Raw genomic sequence first — 20,342 nt, 5'->3', positions numbered from 1 at the left:
CCGGCTCGGCGACCACCACCGCCCCAGGGAGCACGTATCACCCGTTCGGGGCTGCGTGACGAGGCACTGGCGGACGCGCCACGGCGGCTACTCTGGCACGCGGCGGTAGGCGCCGTCGCTGGCCGAGGTCGCCATCGAGGCGTACGCGCGCAGCGCCGCCGACACCGGCCGCTGCCGGTCGAGCGGGGTGTACGGCCTGTCGCGCTTCTCCTGCGCGATCCGCCGGGCCTCCAGCACGTCGGGGGCCACGTTCAGCTCGATCGACCGGGCCGGGATGTCGATGACGATCTCGTCGCCGGACTCGACGAGGGCGATCAGCCCGCCGGAGGCCGCCTCCGGTGAGACGTGCCCGATGGAGAGCCCGGAGGTGCCGCCGGAGAAGCGGCCGTCGGTGAGCAGCGCGCAGGACCGGCCCAGCCCCCGGCCCTTGAGGAAGGAGGTCGGGTAGAGCATCTCCTGCATGCCGGGGCCGCCCCGCGGCCCCTCGTAGCGGATCACCACCACGTCGCCGGCGACGATCCGCTTGTTGAGGATCGCCTCGACCGCGTCGTCCTGCGACTCGTAGACCTTGGCCGGGCCCCGGAAGGTCAGGCACTCCTCGGGCACCCCGGCGGTCTTCACCACGCAGCCCTCCGGGGCCAGGTTGCCGTGCAGGATGGCCAGCCCGCCGTCCGCGCTGTAGGCGTGGGCGAGGTCCCGCACGCAGCCCCCGGCCGCGTCGGTGTCCAGCGACGACCAGCGGTTGGTGGTGGAGAACGGCTCGGTGGTGCGCACCCCGCCCGGGGCGGCGTGGAACAGCTCGACCGCCTCCGCCGTCGCCGAACCGCCCCGGACGTCCCAGTCGGCGAGCCAGCGCTCCAGGCTGGGGGAGTGCACGGCGTGCACGTCCCGGTGGAGCAGGCCGGCCCGGTCCAGTTCGCCGAGGATGGCCGGGATGCCACCGGCCCGGTGCACGTCCTCCATGTGGTACTGCGGGGAGTTCGGCGCGACCTTGGCCAGGCAGGGCACCCGGCGGGAGACGGCGTCGATGTCGGCGACGTCGAAGTCCAGCTCGGCCTCGCGGGCGGCGGCGAGCAGGTGCAGGATCGTGTTGGTCGAGCCGCCCATCGCCACGTCCAGGGCGACCGCGTTCTCGAACGCGGCCCGGCTGGCGACGGCGCGCGGCAGCACGGAGGCGTCGTCGCCGTCGTACCACCGCTTGGCGATCTCCACGGCGGTGCGGCCGGCCTCGACGAAGAGCGCGCGGCGCGCGGCGTGGGTCGCCAGCGTCGAGCCGTTGCCCGGCAGCGCCAGGCCGATCGCCTCGGTGAGGCAGTTCATCGAGTTGGCGGTGAACATGCCGGAGCAGGAACCGCAGGTCGGGCAGGCCGAGCGCTCGATCTCGCCGAGCTGTTCGTCGGTGACGGCCTCGTTGGAGGAGGCGATCATCGCGTCGATCAGGTCGATCTTGGAGTGCACGACGCCCTCGATCGCCACGGTCTTGCCGGCCTCCATCGGCCCGCCGGAGACGAAGACGGTCGGGATGTTTAGCCGCAGGGCGGCCAGCAGCATGCCCGGGGTGATCTTGTCGCAGTTGGAGATGCAGACCAGGGCGTCGGCGCAGTGCGCGTTGACCATGTACTCCACCGCGTCGGCGATCAGCTCGCGGCTGGGCAGGGAGTAGAGCATCCCGCCGTGGCCCATGGCGATGCCGTCGTCCACGGCGATGGTGTTGAACTCGCGGCCCACCCCGCCGGCCTCGGCCACCGCGTCGGCGACCAGGCCGCCCATGTCCTTGAGGTGCACGTGACCGGGTACGAACTGGGTGAAGCTGTTGGCGATGGCGACGATCGGCTTGCCGAAGTCGTCGTCGGTCATCCCGGTGGCCCGCCACAGGGCCCGGGCGCCGGCCATCGTCCGACCGTGCGTGGAGGTCTTCGACCGCAGCTCAGGCATGCCCACCAGTGTGACACCGCCGCTGGGCCGGCCGGCCGCCGTGCGCGCCGTGTCCCAAAGGATGCACACCCGGGCTGCCGCGTCCGGCACGCATCCGGCACAGTTGGGACGTGCAGTTCCCCCCGGGCATGGTCGCGGTCGCGGTGCTGTGCGGGCTGGTCGCCGCGGCGGCCACCACGCTGTCGGCCGTCGACGCCCGGCGTCGCGCCGGGCCCCACCGGCAGGCGTACGCGCTGCTCGCCGCCGCGTCCGGCGTCGTGCTGCTCACCCTGCTGCTCGGGGTGGCCGTGGCGCTCTCCACCACCGGGCACCAGGGGCACGCCCCGGACCGGCGCACCGGCTGGGCCGGCGTCGTGGCGATCGGCACGGCGGTCGGCGGGCTGCTCTTCTCCGCCGGGCTGCTCCGGCTGCCCGGCGTGGCCGCCACGGCGGCGGCCACCGCCCGGCTGGCGCTCGACGGCCTGGTGATGGCGGCGGCGTTCTGGTTCGTCGGCTGGGTGCTCTTCTCCGAGCCCACCCGGCTGCTCGGCGACGCCACCCCGGCGGCCTGCGTGCCGATCCTGCTCGCCACGGTCAGCGCGGCCCTGACCGCCGGGCTCGCCCTGATCGTGGCCTTCCGTGCCCCGTCGCCACGCGGTCGCGCCGCCTGGCTCGGCGCCGGGGCCACGGCCGTGACCTGCGGCGGGCTCGGCATCGCCACCGGGCTCTGCCAGGCCGGGCCGGGCGTGGCGCTGATCGGGGCGGGGGTGCTCGCCGCCGGCCTGGTCGCCGCCGCGTCGGCCGCCCGCCGGCTGGACGCGACGGCCCAGCCGGCCCTCGACCTGATCCGCCGCGACGGCGCCTACGCGTTCGTCCCGATGTTCGCCATGGCGGCCTCGGCGATGTACCACCTGCTCCAGGACGGCCGGTTCGACGCGCTCGGCATCGTCGCCGGCAGCGTGGAGGGCTTCACCCTGGTGGCCCGGCAGTACCTGACGCTGCACGACGTACGCGGCTACGCCCGGCGGCTCGCCGAGCGTGAGGCGCACTTCCGCGAGCTGGCGCACACCGACCAGCTGACCGCGCTGGCCAACCGGCGGGGGCTGTTGCAGGCGCTGCACCGGTGCGCCGAGGCCGGCGCCCCCTGCGTGCTGCTCGGGCTCGACCTCGACGGGTTCAAGCACGTCAACGACATGCGCGGCCACGACGTGGGTGACGCGGTGCTGGCCGAGGTGGGCGAGCGGCTGCGCGCCAACCTGCGCCCCGGTGACGTGGCGGCCCGGCTCGGCGGCGACGAGTTCGCGGTGCTGATGCACGGCCACCCGGCCGACGCGGACCGGGTGGCCGAGCGCCTGCTCGGCGTGCTCGGGCGCGCCTACGACCAGCCGGCGGGGCCGATCTTCCTGTCGGTGAGCATCGGGGTGGCCGGCTGGGCCGGCGAGCCCGACGTGGAGCTGCTGCTGCGCCACGCCGACCTGGCGCTGCGCTACGCCAAGCAGCGCGGCAAGAACCGGATCGAGCGCTACGACGCCACGTACGACCAGCTGCTGCGCCGGCGTACCACGCTGGAACACGAGCTGCGCGGCGCGATCGAGCGCGACGAGCTGCGCCTGGCGTTCCAGCCGGTGGCCTCGCTGCCCTCGGTGCGCCCGGTCGGCGCGGAGGCGCTGCTGCGCTGGCGCCACCCGGTGCTGGGCAACGTCGGCCCGGACGAGTTCATCCCGCTGGCCGAGGAGTGCGGGATGATCGCCAAGCTGGGCGCCTGGGTGCTGCACCAGGCGTGCCACCAGCTCTCCCGCTGGCTGGCCGACGGCCACGACGTCTGGGTCTCGGTCAACGTGTCCCCCCGCGAGCTGCACGCCCCGGAGTACGTGGTGCAGGTCGCCGAGGCGCTGCGCGCCCACCGCGTGCCGCCGCAGCGGCTGGTGCTGGAGGTCACCGAGCACGCCGTGGCGACGGACCTGGACGAGCTGATCCGTCGGCTGACGGCGCTGCGGGCCACCGGCGTCCGGATCGCGTTGGACGACTTCGGCGCCGGCTACTCCTCGCTCGGCCAGCTGCGCCGCCTGCCGATCGACATCCTGAAGATCGACCACGGGCTCGTCGCGGAGCACGAGCCGGTGCGGCCGGCCGACGGCCCGGCGTTCGCGCCGATGGTCGACATCGTCATGCGGCTCGGCCACCAGCTCGGCCTGGAGGTCATCGCCGAGGGGGTGACCACGCCGACCGAGCTGGCCGCCGTGGTCGCCGCCGGCTGCCGGTTCGGCCAGGGGGCGCTCTTCGGCTGGGGCGTGCCGGCCGAGCACCTGGAGGCGATGCTGGAGGCCGCCACGTCTCCGGGGGCCCGACCCGCCCCGGCGCCGGCCCCGGCCGGCCCGCCCGCGTCGCCGCCGCCCCGCCGGCTGCCGACGGTGCCCGCCCCGCGCCCCTCCGAGCAGGGGTCCGCGCAGGTGGAGCGGGGTTCCTAGGCGCCCCGGACGGGTGAAATCCGACTGTCCGTGAACCAACATGTGGGATCAGTTGACTCATCGCGTGAGATGCGTCAGGCTTGCCGCATGTCGTCGTACCGGTCGCTGCGAGTACTTACCTGAGCGCACTCTCCCTCTCGAGAGTGCGCTGGCCCCGTGCATCCTGCACGAGGGCTTTTTTGTTGCCGTCGGACCCATCGACGCCGGGCGTCGCCCGCGTCACCCGCTCGAACAGCCGCACCCACTCCAGCCGAAGGCCTGAACCGCCATGACGAGACCCACGCCAGAGACACTCGCCCACTCCGCCCGGCGGGCCCGCACGGTCGCCGAGCCCGCGAGCGACACCGAGCACGCCGGCGCCGCCCGCGCCGCGGTCAACCCGGCCGTCCCGGGGGTACGCGCACCCGCCCCGGCCCAGGTCAGCGGTGCCGGCTCGCTCGTGCGGTCCCTCGAGGCGCTCGGGGTCGACGTCGTCTTCGGCATCCCGGGGGGTGCCATCCTGCCCGCGTACGACCCGCTCTACGACTCCACGGTCCGGCACATCCTGGTCCGCCACGAGCAGGGCGCCGGGCACGCGGCGACGGGCTACGCCCAGGCGACCGGCCGGGTGGGGGTCTGCATGGCCACCTCCGGCCCCGGCGCGACGAACCTGGTCACCCCGATCGCCGACGCGTACATGGACTCGGTGCCGATCGTGGCCATCACCGGTCAGGTCGCGCGGCCCTCGATCGGCACGGACGCCTTCCAGGAGGCGGACATCCAGGGCATCACCCTGCCGATCACCAAGCACAACTTCCTGGTGCAGGAGGCCGAGGAGATTCCCCGGGTGCTGGCCGAGGCGTTCCACCTGGCCGCCACGGGCCGGCCCGGGCCGGTCCTGGTCGACATCCCCAAGGACGTCCTCCAGGCGCCCACCACCTTCACCTGGCCGCCGACGCTCGACCTGCCCGGCTACCGGCCGACCCTGCACCCGCACGGCAAGCAGATCCGTGAGGCGGCCCGGCTGATGTCGACCGCCCGCCGCCCGGTGCTCTACGTCGGCGGTGGCGTGCTGAAGGCCGGCGCCACGGAGGGGCTGCGCAAGCTGGCCGAGCTGACCGGGATCCCGGTGGTCACCACGCTGATGGCGCTCGGCGCGTTCCCCGACTCGCACCCGCAGCACCTCGGCATGCCGGGCATGCACGGCACGGTCTCCGCGGTCTACGGCCTGCAGAAGGCCGACCTGATCGTGGCCCTGGGCGCCCGCTTCGACGACCGGGTCACCGGCAAGCTGGACTCGTTCGCCCCGGACGCGGCGGTGGTGCACGCCGACATCGACCCGGCCGAGATCGGCAAGAACCGGCACGCGGACGTGCCGATCGTCGGCGACGCCCGGCACGTCATCGACGAGTTGATCGCGGCGGTGACCACCGAGCAGGCGGCCGGCCGGCGCGCCGACCTCGCCGACTGGTGGACCCAGCTCGACGACCTGCGCAAGCGGTACCCGCTGGGCTACGAGGAGCCGGCCGACGGCACCCTCTCCCCGCAGTACGTGATCAAGCGGCTCGGTGAGCTCGTCGGCCCGGACGCGATCTACGTGGCGGGGGTCGGCCAGCACCAGATGTGGGCCTCGCAGTTCATCTCCTACGAGAAGCCGTACACCTGGTTGAACTCCGGCGGCCTCGGCACCATGGGCTACGCGGTGCCGGCGGCGATGGGCGCCAAGGTGGGCAAGCCGGACACGGTGGTGTGGGCGGTCGACGGCGACGGCTGCTTCCAGATGACCAACCAGGAGCTGGCCACCTGCGCGCTGGAGGGCATTCCGGTCAAGATCGCCGTGATCAACAACGGCAACCTCGGCATGGTGCGGCAGTGGCAGACCCTGTTCTACGGGGAGCGCTACTCCAACACCGACCTCGGCACCCACAAGCACCGCATCCCCGACTTCGTGAAGCTCGCCGAGGCGCTCGGCTGCGTGGGGCTGCGCTGCGAGAACGCCGAGGACGTCGACCGGACCATCGCCGCCGCGATGGCGATCGAGGACGTCCCGGTGGTCATCGACTTCGTCGTCGGCAAGGACGCCATGGTGTGGCCGATGGTCGCCGCCGGCACCAGCAACGACGAGATCATGTTCGCCCGGGGCGTCCGCCCGGCCTTCGACGAGGATGACATCTGACATGAGCGAGCAACGCGAACGAATCATCAGGCTCAGTCCCGTGCCGCGTCAGGGCACGACCGAGCGGAGCGGGGTCGTGGCATGACCATGCACACCCTGAGCGTCCTGGTGGAGAACAAGCCGGGCGTCCTGGCCCGGGTCTCCGGGCTGTTCTCCCGGCGCGGCTTCAACATCGACAGCCTCGCCGTCGGGGAGACGGAGAACCCGGACGTCTCGCGGATCACCATCGTGGTCAACGCCGAGTCGTCCCCGCTGGAGCAGGTCACCAAGCAGCTCAACAAGCTGGTCAACGTGCTCAAGATCGTCGAGCTGGATCCGCAGGTCTCGGTCGCCCGGGAACTGCTCCTGGTCAAGGTGCGCGCCGACCGCGCGGCGCGGGCCCAGGTGCTGGAGACGGTCGGCCTGTTCCGGGCCCGGGTGGTCGACGTGGCTCCGGACACGCTGACCGTCGAGGCCACCGGCACCCCGGACAAGCTCGACGCGCTGCTGCGCGACCTCGAACCCTTCGGGATCAAGGAGATGGTCCAGTCCGGGCTGGTGGCGATCGGGCGCGGCTCGCGCTCCATCACCGCCGGGCCCTCGCTCCGGGCCGCCTGACCCCGACCCGGCCGGCGCCCCCACGCGCCGGCCGGGACCGCCCGACCAGGCCGGCCGTCGCGCCGCCTGGGACCGACACCGCACAGATCCACGACGGGCCGCCCGGGCCGCCGTACGAAAGGGAAACCATGAGCGTTGAGGTGTACTACGACGACGATGCCGATCTGGGCCTGATCCAGGGCCGCAAGGTCGCGGTGATCGGCTACGGCAGCCAGGGCCACGCCCACGCGCTGTCGCTGCGCGACTCCGGGGTCGACGTGGTGATCGGCCTGCCGGAGGGCTCCAAGAGCCGGGCCAAGGCCGAGGAGCAGGGCCTGCGCGTGCGCACGTCGGCCGAGGCGGCGGCCGAGGCCGACGTCATCATGATCCTCGCGCCGGACACCGCCCAGCGCACCATCTACGCCGAGTCGATCGCGCCGAACCTGGCCCCGGGCAAGGCGCTCTTCTTCGGCCACGGCTTCAACATCCGCTACGGCCTGATCAAGCCCCCGGCCGACGTCGACGTGGCGATGGTCGCGCCGAAGGGGCCGGGTCACCTGGTCCGCCGCCAGTACGCCGACGGCAAGGGCGTGCCCTGCCTGGTCGCCGTCGAGCAGGACGCCAGCGGCAGCGCCCTCGCGCTGGCCCTGTCGTACGCCAAGGGCATCGGCGGCACCCGGGCCGGCGTCATCCGGACCACCTTCACCGAGGAGACCGAGACCGACCTCTTCGGCGAGCAGGCGGTGCTCTGCGGCGGCGCGGCGGCGCTCGTGCAGACCGGCTTCGAGGTGCTCACCGAGGCGGGCTACGCCCCCGAGGTGGCCTACTTCGAGTGCCTGCACGAGCTGAAGCTGATCGTCGACCTCATGTACGAGGGCGGCATCGCGAAGATGCGCTACAGCATCTCCGACACGGCCGAGTACGGCGACCTCTCCCGTGGCCCGCGCGTCATCGACGCCCGGGTCAAGGAGGAGATGCGCAAGATCCTCAGCGAGGTCCAGTCCGGCGAGTTCGCCCGCGAGTGGGTGGCCGAGGACGAGGCCGGCCGGCCCAACTTCAGCAAGTGGCAGGCCGAGGGCGCGGCGCACCCGATCGAGGAGACCGGCCGCAAGCTGCGCGGCATGATGAGCTGGGTCGACCGCCCGATCACCGAGACCGCCTGAGACACACCCCCGGCGGCCCGGCCCGGGCGCTCTCCCCGGCGCCCGGACCGGGCCGCCTCCTCTGCGCACCACCACCGACGGCCCCCACCGCCACCGACGCCACCCGCCGCGCCGGTGCGCGGCCCGGCTGCCCCGAGCAGCAGCCGGCCGCGCCAGCCGGGAGCCGCCCCGCGCCGCGCCGGAGCCGGCAGCCCGGAGCCGAACCGTCCCGCGTCGCCCCGCCGGCGCGGGCGCCTCGTCGTGCGCCGTTCACCGGCGGGTCGTCACCCGTTGTGAGGGCACTCACCCCACGGTCTGGGACATGCCGGCCGGCCGGGCCCCTACGATCGCGGGGTAGGTGCGTAGCCGGCACCTGACGGCCATGGCCCGGATCAGCGCAGGGCGCAGCGCGGCGTCCCGCAGCCCGGCCCACCGCTCTGACGACAACTACGAGGACCAATGACTCCTGTCGTACTGATCGCCGAAGAACTCGCACCCGCCGCCATCGAGGTGCTCGCCCACGACTTCGACGTCCGTCACGTCGACGGCACCGACCGTCCGGCCCTGCTCTCGGCGCTCTCCGAGGCCGACGCCGTCATCGTGCGCAGCGCCACCCAGATCGACGCCGAGGCGATCGCCGCCGCGCCCCGGCTGAAGGTCGTCGCCCGGGCGGGCGTGGGTCTGGACAACGTCGAGGTGCCGGCCGCCACCGCGCGGGGCGTCATGGTCGTCAACGCCCCCACCTCGAACATCGTCTCCGCCGCCGAGCAGGCCCTCGCCCTGCTGCTCGCCGTGGCCCGCAACACCGCCAGCGCCAGCGCCGCGCTGAAGGCGGGGGAGTGGAAGCGGTCGAAGTACACCGGCGTCGAGATCCAGGGCAAGACCGTCGGCGTGGTCGGCCTCGGCCGCATCGGCGTGCTCTTCGCCCAGCGGATCGCCGCCTTCGGCACCCGGCTGATCGCGTACGACCCCTACATCCAGCCGGCCCGCGCCGCCCAGCTCGGCGTCCGCCTGGTGGGCCTGGAGGAGCTGCTGCGGGAGAGCGACTTCATCTCGATCCACCTGCCGAAGACCCCGGAGACCGTCGGCCTGATCGGTGAGAAGGAGCTGGCCGTCGTCAAGCCGGGCGTCCGGATCGTCAACGCCGCCCGGGGCGGGCTGGTCGACGAGCAGGCCCTCGCCGACGCGATCGCCGAGGGCCGGGTCGCCGGCGCGGGCGTGGACGTCTACGCCAAGGAGCCCTGCACCTCCTCGCCGCTGTTCGCCTTCGACAACGTGGTCGCCACCCCGCACCTGGGCGCCTCCACCGGCGAGGCGCAGGACAAGGCCGGCCTGGCCGTGGCCAAGAGCGTGAAGCTGGCGTTGCAGGGCGAGTTCGTGCCGGACGCCGTGAACGTGCAGGCCGGCGGCGTGGTCGCCGAGGACGTGCGGCCGCTGCTGCCGCTGGCCGAGAAGCTCGGCCGGGCCTTCACCGCCGTCGCGGGCGGCGTCGCCGCCAGCGTCACCGTCGAGGTGCGCGGCGAGATCGTCAACCACGACGTGTCGGTGCTGAAGCTCGCCGCCACCAAGGGGCTGTTCAGCTCGGTGGTCGAGGAGCAGGTCACCTACGTCAACGCCCCGCACCTGGCCGCCGAGCGCGGCGTCGAGGTCACGCTGGTCGCCCAGGCCGACTCGGTCGACCACCCCAACCTGGTCACCGTCCGCGGCGCGCTGCCCGACGGCCGTACGGTCAGCGTCTCCGGCACGGTGACCACCGCCGGCGGTCGCGACGTCATCAAGCTGACCGAGGTCGACGGCTTCGACGTGGAGATCGGCGCGGAGGGCATCCTGGTCTTCCTGCGCTACGCCGACCGCCCGGGCGTGGTCGGCACGGTCGGCACGCTGCTCGGCGAGGCCGGCGTCAACATCGCGGCGATGCAGGTGGCCCGCCGCGAGGCCGGCGGCGAGACCCTGATGACCCTCACGGTCGACCAGGCGCTCGGCGCCGACCTGCTCACCTCGGCGGCGGACTCGATCGGCGCGGTCGCGGCCAGTGCGGCGGACCTGCGCGACGAGTGACCCGAGCGCGCGACAGCGGGGGCCCGGCGGATCCGCCGGGCCCCTCGGCGTACCGGGGACGTGGTCAGCCGGGCAGCCGGGCCGGCGGCGGGTAGACCGAGCCGTCCTGCGCGTCGAAGAGCATCAGGTCGTACGCGCCGGCCAGTCGCTCGATGTCGAGCAGCACCTGGTCCTCGCAGGTCGGGTGCAGGTTCAGCTCGACGTGGTCGTTGGCCGCGTGCAGCGGGGCCACCGCCCACGGGGTGCCTGGGCCGGCCGGCCGGTCCGGGTAGCTGCCGGTGATGGCCCGGTAGAAGCCCACCACCCGCGGGTCCGGGTGCCGGTCGACGTGCTGCCCCTGCCGGCACCGCAGCACCGCCGCCCGCACGTCCTCGGGTGTCGCCCCGTCCGGCAGGGCCCACACGCTCAGATCGAAACTCACGGCGGACAGCGTGCCATTCGCCGTTCACCGCGTCGAAATCGCCCCGCCGCCGGATCGCCACGCTCCTGTCGCGACGGTCCGCAGTGGAGACCCTTGCGATGAGTTGCGTCGATTCGCTAGCGTACCGGTGCGGTCACTGGCCGAGCTCGCGGCGTAGGCCCGTCTTCGGGTGGCGAGGTCGACGTCCGGCCGACCGGCCCGCACCCCTCGATTGCGCGAGCCACGCGCACTCGTCGCTGACCGGCCCTCACGGTCGTTGCCGAGACCGTGGGGGCCGATCGCGGGTCCGGCCCGCCCCCGGGCGACGCGCGGTGGGGCTCAGCGGCGGTGGGCGAAGAGCGCGCGGTAGTCCGACCCGTTGCGGAACCAGACCAGCCCCGCCGGCCCGGCGGCGTAGAGCGCGGTGGCGTAGGCGTCGGCGACGGCCAGGTCCGGCCCGACGACCGTCGCGGCGACCAGCTGGTCGGCGGGCTCCCCGGTGTGCGGGTCCACCACGTGCCCCCGCCGGCCGCTCACCCCCGAGGTGCCGACCGCGCCCGCCGTCATCTCCAGCACGAGCGGCGCCCGGTGCCGGTCCGTCGGGTGGTGCACCGCCACCCGCCACGGGCCGCCGTGCGCGGCGTGCCCGCGTACGACGAGGTCGGCGCCACTGAGCACGGCGTAGTCGTGGATGCCGGCGGCGCGCAGCCGGGCGGCGGCCCGCTCCACCGCCCACCCGCCGAGCAGGCCGCCCGGGTCGAAGCCGCCGGGCACCGCCCAGGCGTCGAACCAGCCGTCGGTGGCCGCCCGCATCGCCGCGCAGCGGTCCACCAGGTCGGCCAGCGGCGCGTACGAGTCGGGGCTGATCTCGCCGCGGCGCAGCCGGGAGACCAGGCTCTCCGGCCGGGTCGGGCCGTAGGTGAGGTCGACGGCGCGCAGCTCCGCCACCGCGTCCCGCAGCGCCTCCCCGACGCCGCGACGGCCCAGCCACTCGGGGGCGTTGAGCAGCAGCGAGTATTCCGCCGTCGAGGTCCGCACGCTGTGCTGGACGGCGATCCGGTCCCCGCTGACGGCGCCGGACCGGTCCACGCGGTGACTGCGGGCCCCGAGCCGCAGGTCCGGCCGGCGCGGCTCGAAGGCCGACTGGTCCACCCATCGGGTCCGTGGCTGCTGGTCGATCCGCATGACGCTGCTCCCTCGCTGACGCCGGCCGCGTCCTCGCGGCCTCCGTCACGGGCCCCCGTTGACCCGCTCGTCACCACGCTAGGCAGCGGAGATGACCCCCCCATGAATGCCACCTGGGAGGATCCTGTGCATCTCCCTTTCCCGCATGCTGGAAGGTTCGTACCGGGAGGCGGGACGGCGGCGTACGGTCGGACGAAACGGCGAGGCGAGGGAGCACAGGGACGTGGCACGGATCGCGGTGGTGGCCGGGGACGGGATCGGACCCGAGGTGGTCGCGCAGGCCCGCAAGGTCATCGACGCCGTGCTGCCAGGGGCGGACGCCACCGAGTACGACCTCGGCGCCGCCCGCTGGCACCGCACCGGCGAGGTGCTGCCCGACTCGGTGCTCACCGAGCTGGCCGGGCACGACGCGATCCTGCTCGGCGCAGTCGGCGACCCGACCGTCCCGCCGGGCGTGCTGGAGCGGGGCCTGCTGCTCAAGCTGCGCTTCGCCTTCGACCAGTACGTCAACCTGCGCCCGTCGCGCCTCTGGCCCGGCGTGGCCGGGCCGCTGGCGAGCGTCAAGCCCGGCGAGGTCGACCTGGTGGTGGTCCGCGAGGGCACCGAGGGGCTCTACGCCGGCGCCGGCGGCGCGCTGCACCGGGGCACCCCGGCGGAGGTCGCCACCGAGGAGAGCCTGAACACGCGGCACGGCGTGGAGCGGGTGATCCGCGACGCCTTCGCCCGCGCCGCGCGCCGGGAGCGGCGCAAGGTCACCCTCGTGCACAAGACCAACGTCCTCACCCACGCGGGTTCGCTGTGGGCGCGCGCGTTCGAGGCCGTGGCCGCCGAGCACCCCGACGTGGCCACGGAGTACCAGCACGTCGACGCCGCCGCGATGTTCCTGGTCACCCAGCCCCAGCGCTACGACGTGGTGGTCACCGACAACCTGTTCGGCGACATCCTCACCGACATCGCCGCCGCCGTCACCGGCGGGATCGGGCTGGCCGCCAGCGGCAGCATCAACCCCGAGGGGGCGTACCCCTCGATGTTCGAGCCGGTACACGGCTCGGCGCCGGACATCGCCGGGCGCGGCGTGGCCGACCCGGTGGCGGCCGTACTCTCGGCGGCCCTGCTGCTCGACCAGCTCGGGCACGCCGACGCCGCCGCCCGGGTCACCGCCGCGGTGGCCGCCGAGCTGGCCGGCCGGGCCCCGGGCGCGGCACTGCGCACCGAGGAGGTCGGCGACCGGCTGGCCGGGTACGCCACCGCCTGAGGCCGCCCGCCACCGCACCCCGGAGGCCCGACGACGCCGCCCGGCCGCACCCCGGCCCGGCGGCGTCCACCCGTCCGGTGCTGCCGGTACGCCCGGGCGGCGCTACCCGCTGAACGACCGTTCGGGGTAAGTTTCTCGCACCATATTTCTCGGCATGCGGACCCGTGTGCCGTAGTCCCGCAGGGAGGTCAGCGCGATGAGCGGTGGTGACAAGCTCGACTTCGAGATCCGTCCGAATCCCGCGCCGGTATCCGTCGCCGACCGGGCCGCCCTGCTGGCCAACCCGGGTTTCGGCCGGGTCTTCACCGACCACATGGTCACCATCCGCTACGCCGACGGCAAGGGCTGGTACGACGCCCGGGTCGAGGCGCGGGCGCCGATCCCGATGGACCCGGCCGCCGCGGTGCTGCACTACGCGCAGGAGATCTTCGAAGGGCTGAAGGCCTACCGGACGGCCGACGGCGGCGTCACCATGTTCCGCCCGGAGGCCAACGCCGCCCGGTTCGCCACCTCCGCCCGGCGCATGGCGATGCCGCCGCTGCCCGAGGAGGCGTTCGTCGAGTCGCTGCACAAGCTCGTCGAGGTCGACCAGGGCTGGATCCCGGAGATCGAGGACAGCAGCCTCTACCTGCGGCCGTTCATGTTCGCCAGCGAGGTGTTCCTCGGTGTCCGGCCCGCCAACGAGTACCTCTACGTGGTGATCGCCTCGCCGGTCGGCGCGTACTTCTCCGGCGGGGTGAAGCCGGTGACGGTCTGGGTCTCGCCGGACTACACCCGGGCCGCTCCGGGTGGCACCGGCGCGGCGAAGTGCGGCGGCAACTACGCCGCCTCGCTGGTGGCGCAGGCCGAGGCGATCGAGCACGGCTGCGACCAGGTGGTCTTCCTGGACGCGGTGGAGCGGCGCTTCGTCGACGAGCTGGGCGGCATGAACGTGTTCTTCGTCTACGACGACGACACGGTGGTCACCCCGCCGCTGACCGGCACCATCCTGCCCGGCATCACCCGGGAGTCGGTGTTCACCCTGGCCGCCGACGCCGGGCACCGGATCGAGGAGCGGCCGGTGAGCTTCGCCGACTGGCAGGCGGACGCCGCGAGCGGCCGGCTCCGCGAGGTGTTCGCCTGCGGCACCGCCGCGGTCGTCACCCCGATCGGGCAGGTGCGCTTCCCCGACGGCGAGTTCCTGGTCGGCGGCGGCGAGCCCGGCCGCGTCACGATGGCCCTGCGCCAGCAGCTCGTCGACCTCCAGCGCGGCAAGGTCGACGACCCGCACGGCTGGGTCCGCCGCATCCTCTGACCCGCCCGCGACACCACCGCCGCCCCCGCGCCGCCCGGCGCGGGGGCGGCGTCGTCACACCGCCGTCAGTCGAGCAGGTGGTCGCGCAGCGCGGCGAGCTGGTCGTCGGTGACGCCGGCCTGGCGCAGGTAGCCCTCGATCGAGCCGTGGGCCTGCCGCAGTTCGGCGAGGAAGAGCGTCATGGCATCGGCGGGGCAGGTCAGCACCGGCAGGGTCTGCCCGGTCCGCCGGCCGGTCGACTCGAACCAGGCGCGGTAGCGCTCGCCGGCCTCGGTGCTCAGGGCGTAGTCGGCGGCGATGGCGTCGTCGGCGACCCCGAGCACCGCGAGGGTGAGCCCGCAGACGATGCCCGTGCGGTCCTTGCCGGCGACGCAGTGCACGACGACGGGGGCGTTGGCGGAGTCGGCGATCAGCCCGATCGCCTCGGCGAGCCCGGCGCTGCCGGTCCCGGCGAGGTCGGCGTAGCGGTCGGCCAGGTAGCGGGCCAGGTCGGTGCCGGGCCGGTAGGGCCGCTCGCCCCACTCCGCGTGCTCCGGGTGGATGTTGCGCCAGGTCAGGCCGTCGAAGTGGGGGACGCGCCCGTCGCGCTCCACCTCGTACGGGCGGCGCAGGTCGATGACCGTGCGGACACCGAGGGCGGCGAACGCCGCCCGGTCGGTGTCGTCGATGCGGTGCAGCGAGTCGGAGCGGTAGAGCCGCCCCGGACGCACCGTGCGACCGTCGTGGCCGGCATGGCCGCCCACGTCGCGGAAGTTGAACATCGCGGAGAACGGGATCCGGCGACCGACCTCGATGGAGTCCACGCTGACACGGTAACGGCCTCCCACGTTTCGCGGGAGGCCGTCGCGCGCCGTGCCGGTCAGCGGGCGGTGCCGGGCGGGATGGCCGAGTACGTCTCGCCGTAGTAGCCGCCGAGCCGGTCCCGGTAGGTGGGGTCGGTGTCGGCGGTCTCGTCGTACTCCGGGGCGGCCTTGATCTGGTCCTTGCTCCGGTCGACGTGCACCTTGCGCTCGTCGTGGTCGACGTGGTTGACGGTGCCGGCCGGGATCATGACCTTACGGCCGAAGATCCACGGGCCGGTGTCCACCACCAGGTAGCTGTCGTTGACCTCGTGGCTGGCGCTGTCGATCTTGCCGATGCCGCCGTCGGTGGCCTCGACCTTGTAGCCGACCAGGTCGGCGTCGGCGACGGTCGCGGTGTCCCGGTAACGCCACGGGTCGAACGTGCCGGCCGGGGCGCCACCGGCGAACTCGCCCTGGCCGCCGCCGCGCAGCGGATCCGGGCTGCCGTGGGTGCTGTGCGGGTCGAGCCTGTCCATCTGACAACTCCTGCCCCGACTGTCGCCAGTCGTCTCGCCGGTCCGGGTGTCTCTCGTCTCCTCCCGAGAGCTACCCGGGCCGTCGCCACCGGAAACGGCGGCGGCCGGTGCCGGAGACGACGGAGGCCGGTGCCGCACCGCGGCACCGGCCCCCCATGTCGTACCCGTCAGGCGAGCGCGGCCTGGGCGTCCAGGGTGACCGCGGCGGCGTGCACGACGGCGGCGATGCGCAGCCCCTCGTGCACCTGCTCGCGGCTGAAGCCCGCGTTGCGCAGGGTCTTCTCGTGCGACTCCAGGCACACCCCGCAGCCGGTGATCGCCGAGACCGCCAGGCACCAGAGCTCGAAGTCGGCCTTGTCCACGCCCGGCTTGGCGATGATCTGCATCCGCAGCCGGGCCGGGATCGACTGGTACTGCTCGTCGCCGATCAGGTGCTTGGCCCGGTAGTAGACGTTGTTCATCGCCATGATCGCGGCGGCGCCCTTGGCCGCCTCGACGGCCTCCGGCCCGAGGTGGGTGGCCGCCTCGGCGGCGATCTCCCGCAGCACCACCGGGTTGCGCGCCGCGACGGCGCAGGCCAGGGCGGTGCCCCACGCCTGCTCCGGCTTCAGCGTGCTGGTGGCGATGGTGGAGCCGAGGTTGAGCTTGATGTCCTTGGCGTACTCCGGCAGAGCCGCCTTGACCGCGTCCAGACCCATGGTCAGGCCCCGGCGCCGGCGAGGAGCTTGGTGGCGTCCAGGGTCTCGCCGCCCTTGTTCCAGTTGCACGGGCAGAGCTCGTCGGTCTGGAGGGCGTCGAGCACCCGCAGCACCTCGGAGACGTTCCGGCCGACCGAGCCGGCGGTCACCATGACGAACTGGATCTCGTTGTCCGGGTCGACGATGAAGGTCGCCCGCTGGGCCACGCCGTCCTCGCCGAGCACGCCGCAGGCGGCGGTCAGCTCGCGCTTGACGTCGCTGAGCATTGGGAACGGCAGCTCGCGCAGGTCCGGGTGGTCCTTGCGCCACGCGTAGTGGACGAACTCGTTGTCCACCGACACGCCGAGCACCTGGGCGTCCCGGTCGGCGAACTCCTCGTTCAGCCGGCCGAACTCCGCGATCTCGGTCGGGCAGACGAAGGTGAAGTCCTTCGGCCAGAAGAAGACGACCCGCCACTTCCCCTGGTGGGACTTGTGGTTGATCGACTCGAACGCCTTGTCGGCGTCCAGCGACACGCAGGCGGTGAGTTCGTACTCGGGGAAGCGGTCACCGACAGTGAGCACAGGTCCTCCTTGACAGCGGCACGAGGCCGGTAACTGGATCGGTTCCAGATACTTCCGCAGCCCCGTTTCCGCCGGGTGGCGGCCGGGTGACTTGTGAAGTCGATCACGAGCGGCGGGTCGTGCCGGCGGGCCGACCGTCGATGGAGTATCGGGACCGTCCGCGGCCGTCCCGCCATGTGGATTCTGCCTCCCAAAACTGGGCCCGGGTGGCAGAGTGGCGGTCGTGACCAGCACCCACCTGATTATTCGCACCTAGCGCGCCGGCCTCCCCCTCCGCCGAGCGCGCAGACCTCCCGCATCCGCGGGGGGTCTTTTTGTTGCTCCCGAAAGGACTCCCCTGATGACGTTCCAGGTGTACGACACCACGCTGCGCGACGGCGCCCAGCGCGAGGGGCTCAGCTACTCGGTGGTCGACAAGCTCGCGGTGGCCCGGCTGCTCGACGAGTTCGGGGTCGGCTTCATCGAGGGGGGCTGGCCCGGGGCCGTGCCGAAGGACACCGAGTTCTTCCGCCGGGCGCGCACCGAGCTCGACCTGAAGCACGCGCTGCTGGTCGCGTTCGGGGCCACCCGGCGGGCCGGGGTGGCCGTCGGCGAGGACCCGCAGGTCCGGGGCCTGCTCGACGCGCAGACGCCGGCGGTCGCCCTGGTCGCCAAGGCGGACCTGCGGCACGTCGAGCGGGCGCTGCGCACCACCGCGGCCGAGAACCTGGCGATGGTCCGGGACACGGTGGCGCACCTGGTGGCCGAGGGGCGCCGGGTCTTCGTCGACGGGGAGCACTTCTTCGACGGCTACCGGTTCGACCCGGCGTACACCGCCGCCGTGGTGGAGACCGCGCTCGCCGCCGGCACCGAGCGGTTCGTGCTCTGCGACACCAACGGCGGGATGCTGCCCTCCCAGGTGAGCGCCGCCGTCGCCGACCTGACCGCGCGGCTGGGCGTCGGCCCGGAGCTGCTCGGCATCCACTGCCAGAACGACACGGCCTGCGCGGTGGCCAACACCGTCGCCGCCGTCGAGGCCGGGGTGCGCCACTTCCAGGGCACCGCCAACGGCTACGGCGAGCGCCCCGGCAACGCGGACATCTTCGCCGTGGTCGCCAACCTCCAGCTCAAGCTCGGGCTGCCCGTCCTACCGGAGGGCTGCCTGGGGCAGATGGTGCGGGTCTCCCACGCCATCGCCGAGATCGCCAACATCGCCCCCGACACCCACCAGGCGTACGTCGGGGCCGCGGCCTTCGCCCACAAGGCGGGGCTGCACGCGAGCGCGATCAAGGTGGATCCGCTGCTCTACAACCACGTGGACCCACAGGTGGTGGGCAACGACATGCGGATCCTCATCACCGAGATGGCCGGCCGGGCCAGCGTCGAGCTCAAGAGCCGTGAGCTCGGCCTGGACCTGGCCGGCCATCCGGAGGCGCTGTCGCGGGTCACCCGGCGGGTCAAGGAGCTGGAGGCCGGCGGCTGGTCGTTCGAGGCCGCCGACGCGTCGTTCGAGCTGCTGGTCCGCTCGGAGCTGGACACCGCCCCCGCCAGGCCGTTCGCGCTGGAGTCGTACCGGGTGCTGGTCGAGCACCGGGAGGACGGCGCGGTGGTCTCCGAGGCGACCGTCAAGATCCGCGTACGCGGGGAGCGGGTGATCGCCACCGCCGAGGGCAACGGTCCGGTCAACGCCCTGGACGAGGCGCTGCGGGTCGGGCTGGCCCGGCACTACCCGGAGCTGCGCGACTTCGAGCTGGCCGACTACAAGGTGCGGATCCTGGAGGGCACCCACGGCACCGGCGCGGTCACCCGGGTGCTGCTGGAGACGGTCGACGGCGTCGGCCGCGACTGGACCACGGTCGGCGTGCACCCCAACGTCGTCGAGGCGTCCTGGCACGCCCTCGTCGACGCGCTCACCTACGGCCTGGACCGCGCCCGGGTCTGAGCCGTCACCCGGCCGGGAGGCGCAGTTCGGCCAGGACGGCGCGGTGGTCGCTGCCCGGCACCCGGTGCACGCTGACCGCCCGCACGGCGATCCGCCGGTCGACCAGCACGTGGTCGATGGTCACCGGCGGGATCGGGTCCCCGTCGTACGGGCCCCAGGTGCCGACCAGGCCCGCGCCGGCCTGGTCGGCGGCGTCGACGTAGCCGGTGTCCAGCAGGGCGCGCAGCGGGGCGTGGTCGAGGGTGGCGTTGAAGTCGCCGGCCAGGATCCGCAGCGGCCCGTCCGGGGTGGCGGGCGGCTGCGCCGCCAGGTCGGTGCGCCAGTGGCCGACCTGGTCCACCGCGTACGGGGCCGACGGGTGCGCCGACTCGACCCGCACCGCCGGCGCCCCGGGGACCGCCACCGTGCCGTAGGCCTGGTCGAAGCCCCAGCCGCCGCGGTTGTGCCGGACGCCGCCCTCGCCGATCGGGAACCGCGCGTAGAGGCCGGAGCCGACGGTGCCGGGCCGCGGGCCGAGCTGCCGGTGGGGGAGCAGCCCGGGCAGGCCGAGCCGGTCCAGCTCCGCCTCGGCGTCCGGGGTGAACTCCTGCACGGCGAGCACGTCGACGCGGTGCCGCCGGACCAGGTCGACCAGCGCCCGCGCGTCGCCGGCCCCGGCGAGCAGGTTGGCGGTCAGCAGCCGCACCGTCGGCCCCGTGACCGGGGGCTGGCCGGAGGGCAGGGCCCGGGGCGCCACCGCGGCCACCAGGGTCGCCGTGGCCAGCGCCGCGACCACCGCGGGCCAGCGGCGCCGCAGGGCGAGCGCGAGCACCAGCGGCAGCAGGCTCCCGGCGGCGGCGTACGGGGTGAAGGCGAGCAGTTGCACCAGCGGCCCCCGGTCGAGGCCGCCCAGTCGTACCGCCGCCCAGGCGACCCCGGGCGCGACGGCGGCCCAGCAGAGCGCGGTGCGCAACCGCGCCGCCCGGTTGCCTGGCGCCGGCCGTGCGGACTCGATGATCACCCGAGGGAGGCTAGCTCCTCCGCGCCCACCCGGCGGTCCGGCACGCACGGCGGTCAGCGGCCCGAAAGCGTGCGTGCCGCGCATTCGTGAATGGCGAAGCGCTCGCTTTTCACAATTCGTCGGCCCGGCTCGGAATGATTGTCCAACCGTGATCGACTATTGACGCCCGGCTTTTTGCGGTGCTACCTTCCAGTGGGTTGAGACGTCGAAACTCTGAGTAGTAGTCCCAGCTCAGAGCCGGTGAAAATCGTTGCAGCGGCAACATCTAGGGTGCGGCCTGAGGTGCGGGCTTCCAGGCGGTTGTCGCTCATTTTTCCCGGCCCAAGAAATGGAAATCAACCGTCCCGCGATCGACGGGACCGGTCGAATCCGCACGGTCAACAAAAGGGAGACCC

16 protein-coding genes are annotated in these 20,342 nt (G+C 73.6%); 8 read left to right on the top strand and 8 right to left on the bottom strand.

The features are described from left to right. Positions 1-87: 87 nt before the first annotated feature. Positions 88-1,935, bottom strand: coding sequence for a dihydroxy-acid dehydratase (ilvD, locus tag AB0G08_RS07765; RefSeq protein WP_358084631.1), 1,848 nt, complete (start codon positions 1,933-1,935; stop codon positions 88-90). A 110-nt stretch (positions 1,936-2,045) separates the two neighbouring features. On the opposite strand from ilvD, the gene AB0G08_RS07760 reads away from it, so the two are divergent. From AB0G08_RS07760 to serA, 5 genes are all read left to right on the top strand, one after another. Next, positions 2,046-4,382, top strand: a complete 2,337-nt coding sequence (locus tag AB0G08_RS07760; RefSeq protein ID WP_358084628.1) for a bifunctional diguanylate cyclase/phosphodiesterase — start codon at positions 2,046-2,048, stop codon at positions 4,380-4,382. Positions 4,383-4,650: 268 nt separating this feature from the next. Then, on the top strand, positions 4,651-6,537 hold the full coding sequence (locus AB0G08_RS07755) for an acetolactate synthase large subunit (protein WP_358084625.1): 1,887 nt from the start codon (positions 4,651-4,653) through the stop codon (positions 6,535-6,537). Between the two features lie 81 nt (positions 6,538-6,618). Further along, positions 6,619-7,134, top strand: a complete 516-nt coding sequence (gene ilvN, locus AB0G08_RS07750) for an acetolactate synthase small subunit (protein ID WP_210837033.1) — start codon at positions 6,619-6,621, stop codon at positions 7,132-7,134. A 128-nt stretch (positions 7,135-7,262) separates the two neighbouring features. Next, positions 7,263-8,276 carry a ketol-acid reductoisomerase gene (gene ilvC / locus AB0G08_RS07745; protein WP_358084622.1) on the top strand — a complete coding sequence of 338 codons (1,014 nt, stop codon included), beginning with the start codon at positions 7,263-7,265 and terminating at the stop codon, positions 8,274-8,276. 438 nt (positions 8,277-8,714) lie between these two features. Continuing rightward, on the top strand, positions 8,715-10,313 hold the full coding sequence (gene serA / locus AB0G08_RS07740) for a phosphoglycerate dehydrogenase (RefSeq protein ID WP_358084620.1): 1,599 nt from the start codon (positions 8,715-8,717) through the stop codon (positions 10,311-10,313). A gap of 64 nt (positions 10,314-10,377) precedes the next feature. On the opposite strand, the gene AB0G08_RS07735 is transcribed toward serA, so the two are convergent. Together AB0G08_RS07735 and AB0G08_RS07730 are read right to left on the bottom strand one after the other, a co-directional pair. Further along, positions 10,378-10,734: a hypothetical protein gene (locus AB0G08_RS07735; protein WP_358084617.1), complete on the bottom strand. Its 357-nt coding sequence runs from the start codon at positions 10,732-10,734 to the stop codon at positions 10,378-10,380. A gap of 318 nt (positions 10,735-11,052) precedes the next feature. After that, on the bottom strand, positions 11,053-11,898 hold the full coding sequence (locus AB0G08_RS07730) for an FAD:protein FMN transferase (RefSeq protein WP_358084614.1): 846 nt from the start codon (positions 11,896-11,898) through the stop codon (positions 11,053-11,055). A 223-nt stretch (positions 11,899-12,121) separates the two neighbouring features. Between AB0G08_RS07730 and AB0G08_RS07725 the strand changes: the two genes are divergently transcribed. After that, the gene (locus AB0G08_RS07725; RefSeq protein WP_358084611.1) at positions 12,122-13,153 is read left to right on the top strand and encodes a 3-isopropylmalate dehydrogenase; all 1,032 of its coding nucleotides are present in this window, start codon (positions 12,122-12,124) and stop codon (positions 13,151-13,153) included. 196 nt (positions 13,154-13,349) lie between these two features. Beyond that, positions 13,350-14,447, top strand: coding sequence for a branched-chain amino acid aminotransferase (locus AB0G08_RS07720; RefSeq protein WP_358084609.1), 1,098 nt, complete (start codon positions 13,350-13,352; stop codon positions 14,445-14,447). A gap of 65 nt (positions 14,448-14,512) precedes the next feature. Here the strand turns inward: AB0G08_RS07720 and AB0G08_RS07715 are convergent, their stop codons facing one another. The 4 genes from AB0G08_RS07715 to AB0G08_RS07700 all read right to left on the bottom strand — a co-directional run bounded on the left by AB0G08_RS07715 (position 14,513) and on the right by AB0G08_RS07700 (position 17,026). Beyond that, positions 14,513-15,250: a tyrosine-protein phosphatase gene (locus AB0G08_RS07715; RefSeq protein ID WP_358084606.1), complete on the bottom strand. Its 738-nt coding sequence runs from the start codon at positions 15,248-15,250 to the stop codon at positions 14,513-14,515. Positions 15,251-15,306: 56 nt separating this feature from the next. Next, entirely contained in the window at positions 15,307-15,765 is a 459-nt protein-coding gene (locus tag AB0G08_RS07710; RefSeq protein WP_357879794.1) for a PRC-barrel domain-containing protein, read from the bottom strand. Positions 15,766-15,932: 167 nt separating this feature from the next. After that, entirely contained in the window at positions 15,933-16,463 is a 531-nt protein-coding gene (locus AB0G08_RS07705) for a carboxymuconolactone decarboxylase family protein (RefSeq protein ID WP_132232570.1), read from the bottom strand. Between the two features lie 2 nt (positions 16,464-16,465). After that, positions 16,466-17,026, bottom strand: a complete 561-nt coding sequence (locus AB0G08_RS07700) for a peroxiredoxin (protein WP_121396157.1) — start codon at positions 17,024-17,026, stop codon at positions 16,466-16,468. 340 nt (positions 17,027-17,366) lie between these two features. On the opposite strand from AB0G08_RS07700, the gene cimA reads away from it, so the two are divergent. Next, the gene (gene cimA, locus AB0G08_RS07695) at positions 17,367-18,947 is read left to right on the top strand and encodes a citramalate synthase (protein ID WP_358084602.1); all 1,581 of its coding nucleotides are present in this window, start codon (positions 17,367-17,369) and stop codon (positions 18,945-18,947) included. Positions 18,948-18,951: 4 nt separating this feature from the next. Here cimA and AB0G08_RS07690 read toward each other — a convergent pair whose 3' ends face one another. After that, a complete protein-coding gene (locus tag AB0G08_RS07690; RefSeq protein ID WP_358084705.1) occupies positions 18,952-19,899 on the bottom strand; it encodes an endonuclease/exonuclease/phosphatase family protein in 948 nt (315 codons plus the stop codon). Positions 19,900-20,342: the final 443 nt, after the last annotated feature.

Source organism: Micromonospora sp. NPDC023644, from assembly GCF_040640115.1.
In the GTDB taxonomy this organism is placed as follows: Bacteria; Actinomycetota; Actinomycetes; order Mycobacteriales; family Micromonosporaceae; genus Micromonospora.
This window is presented reverse-complemented; position numbering and strand designations above follow the sequence as displayed.